This is a genomic window from Neoroseomonas rubea (genome assembly GCF_016106015.1).
Taxonomy (GTDB): domain Bacteria; phylum Pseudomonadota; class Alphaproteobacteria; order Acetobacterales; family Acetobacteraceae; genus Neoroseomonas; species Neoroseomonas rubea.
This window is the reverse complement of record NZ_JACADQ010000418.1, coordinates 1-3,198: the sequence shown is the minus strand read 5'-3', so window position 1 is coordinate 3,198 and position 3,198 is coordinate 1. Positions and strand designations below refer to the sequence as shown.

The 3,198-nt window shown below is 71.5% G+C and carries 3 protein-coding genes; all 3 read right to left on the bottom strand.

Features of this window, described 5'->3' with window-relative positions:
* Positions 1 to 595: EF-hand domain-containing protein (locus HW577_RS22940; protein ID WP_198378433.1), on the bottom strand; the 595-nt coding region annotated here is incomplete at its 3' end.
* Positions 596 to 712: 117 nt separating this feature from the next.
* Positions 713 to 2,107, bottom strand: coding sequence for a M20 family metallopeptidase (locus HW577_RS22935; RefSeq protein ID WP_198378432.1), 1,395 nt, complete (start codon positions 2,105 to 2,107; stop codon positions 713 to 715).
* Positions 2,108 to 2,118: 11 nt separating this feature from the next.
* A complete protein-coding gene (locus HW577_RS22930; RefSeq protein WP_198378431.1) occupies positions 2,119 to 3,087 on the bottom strand; it encodes a D-2-hydroxyacid dehydrogenase in 969 nt (322 codons plus the stop codon).
* Positions 3,088 to 3,198: the final 111 nt, after the last annotated feature.

Below are 3,198 nucleotides of genomic sequence, written 5' to 3'. Positions count from 1 at the left end.
GCGCCGCCGGTGCGCCGGGGGCGCCAGCCGGCGGGCCGCGACGGCCGTCCCTGCCGCGATGCTGCACCTCGTCGCGGGAGAGCGCGCCATCCGCGTTCCGATCCGCGGCGCGGAAGGCCGCCTCGGCCATCGGGCGCAACTCGTCGAAGCTGACGCGGCCGTCGCCGTTCGCATCCATGAAGCGGATCATGGTGCCGACACGCTCCTCCATCCGCGCGCGCATCTGCTCGGGCGGGGCGCGGCGGCCTTCGGGGCGGCGCGACTCGTAGTAGGCGCGTATTTCCTCGAGTGTCACGCCGCCATCGCGGTTCGCGTCCATCTCGGCGAAGCGGGCCTGCAGCCAAGCCAGGCCTTCCTCCCGCGTGACACGGCCATCATTGTTCGCGTCGGCGCGGGCGAAGGCCTCACCAGCCGCGAAGCCACCGCCGCCACGATGGCCGTGGTGGCCGCCGTGATGGTAGCCGGGGCCATCGCCGCGCATCATGCCCTGGCCAGGCCCGCCGCCGGGGCCACCCGGGCCCGGCTGGGCCATCGCGAGACCCATGCCGCCCGCGGTCAGTGCGACGGCAAGCGCCGCGATCGTCGTCTTGCGCATCTTCTGCGTCCTTATGCTCGGGCGGACCAATGCCGCCGACCATCGAACCCTGCGCCCGCAATGTAACAGCGCCATTGCCCCCGCTCTCCGGCGGGGTGAGGAAAAGTAACGCGCCGCTTATCCAGCCGGTGTCCCCGCCTCGCCGAGGTCCCACCACATCCCCGCGAAGCCAAGAATCCCCTCGCGCGCCGGCGCGATGAGGAAATGCTCGTCCGGTCCGTGCTGCTTGCAGCCATTGTAGCTGTGCGGGACCCAGACCAGCGGAACGTGCAGGTGGTCGACGAAGACGTCGCCCGGCAGCCCGCCCGAGGAGTTCGGGATGATCTGCACACGCTTGTCCAGCGAGCGCGCCATGCTCGCCTGGGCCCAGCGCACCCAGGGGTGGTCGGGGTCAGTGCGCGACGCCGCCATGCGGACGAAGTCGTTCTCGACCGCGATCTCATGGAAGCCATGCGCGTCCAGATGCGCGCGCACCGCGGCCCCGAAGGTCGCGGGGTCGCTGTCCACCGTGTAGCGGATCTGGCAATGCGCCCGCGCATCGGGGGCCACCGCGTTCACCGGGTTCTCCGGCCGGCCAGAGATCATGGCGAGCACGATCAGGCTGTTCCAGCCGTAGATCTTCTCGGCGCTGCTCAATCCGGGCTCGCCCCAGCCAGCATCGATCGTCGCCGCGCCGTCGCCGCCGCCGACCGGGCAGCCATCGAGCACGGCGCGCACCGAATTGGGCAGGGAGGGCGGCAGGATGCCGCGCACCAGCACCTTGCCGTTGCGGTCCATCATGGTCGTCAGCGCATGGGCGAGCAGGATCGCCGGGTCGCGCGTCAGCCCGCCCCAGTGGCCGGAATGTACGCCGCCAGGCCGCAGCTTCAGCACCAGGTCGAAGTGGAAGGTGCCTCGCGTGCCGGTCGCGATCGTCGGGATGCCGGGCTCGACCCGCGGGCCATCGCTCGCGATCAGCACATCGGCCGAGAGTTCCTCGGCATGGGCTGCGACGAATTCCTTGAGGCCCTTCGAGCCCCGCTCCTCCGCCATCTCCAGCACGATCTTGACGTTGAAGCCGAGCTTCCCGCCGCGCTCGGCCAGCACGGCCTCCAGCGCCGCGATGTTCAGCGCGTGCTGGCCCTTGTTGTCCGCGGTGCCGCGGCCGTACCAGCGGCCATCCTCCTCGATCAGCCGCCAGGGCTCGAGCCCCTGCCGCCACTGGTCCTCGAGCCCGCGCACCGTATCGCCGTGTCCGTAGAGCAGCACGGTCGGCCGCGACGGATCCTCGAGGCGGATCCCCGTGAGGATCGGCCCGAAGCCCGGCAGTGGGTTCGGGCGTACCTGGACCGCGAAGCCCAGCCGTTCCAGCCAGGGCCGGATGGCCCCGTTCAGGTAGCGGTCGAGGTCCGCCTCCCGCCCTTCCTCCTGCGCGGTGGAGGGGATGGCGACGAGGTCGGACAGCAGCGCCTTGAAGCCGCCGCCGTCGAAGAAGGATGCGGCGCGGGCAATCGCGCCTTCGCGGGTGGCCATGGCGCGCCTCCTCAGACGATCTTGTTGACCAGCGCAGCCTCGCCCCGCTGCAGGCGCGCGATGTTCTCCATCATGAAGTCGAGGACGTTGTCCTCGTACATGTGGGTCTCGCCGCCGGTATGCGGGGTGATGAGCACGTTCGGCATGTCCCAGAGCGGGCTCTCGGCCGGCAGCGGCTCGTCGGCCGTCACGTCCAGCGCGGCGCCGGCGATGCGGCCTTCCTGCAGCGCCGAGACGATCGCCGGTTCGTCCACGACGCGCCCGCGCGCGACGTTGATCACCTGCGCGGTCGGCTTCAGCGCGGCGAGCGCGGCGGCATTCACCAGACCCCGCGTCTCGTCGGTCAGCGGGCACGCGAGGATGAGGAAATCCGCGCGCGGCAGCACGGAATTGAGGTCGCGGAAGGAATGCACCTCGTCCGCGCCCTCGGCGCCTCCGGCGACGTTCTGCCGCACGCCCACCACCGTCATGCCGAGCGCCTTGCACAGCCGCGCGATGCGCCCGCCGATGCGCCCGAGGCCGACCACGACCGCGGTCTTGCCGCCGGCCTCGTCCTCGCGCTTGGCGAAGTCCCCCATCATGCCGCGCCAGAAGCGCTTGGCCTGGTTGTCGCGCGCCTCGGGGATGCGGCGAAGCAGCGCGAGCATCAGCGCGATCGCGTGTTCCGACACAGCATTGGCGTTCACACCCTGCCCGCTCGCCAGCCGCATGCCATGGGCGCGGAAGACCTCGCGATCATACTGGTCCGTACCCGCGCTGGCGGACTGGACGAACTTCAGCCGCGGCGCGATCGCGGGCAGGTCGTTGCGCCACAGACCGGAGCAGACCAGCACGTCGCAGCCGCCGATCGCCGCATCCAGCGCCGCGCGGTCGCGCACCTCGACGAAGCGGATGCCGGTGCTCCGCGCGGCGAATCGGTCGCCGAAGCGGTAGGCGACATGGGCGAAGCAGAGGTTGAGTTGGTTGTTCGGCGGCAGCATGCGCGGGCGGTCCCGATGATGGCGATGCGCGCGACCGTGGGCCGGGCGCGCGCGCCGCGCAAGACCGTGGCGGCGCTCAGCGCGTGCGGGATGGCGCGCCGCCGCTGCCTC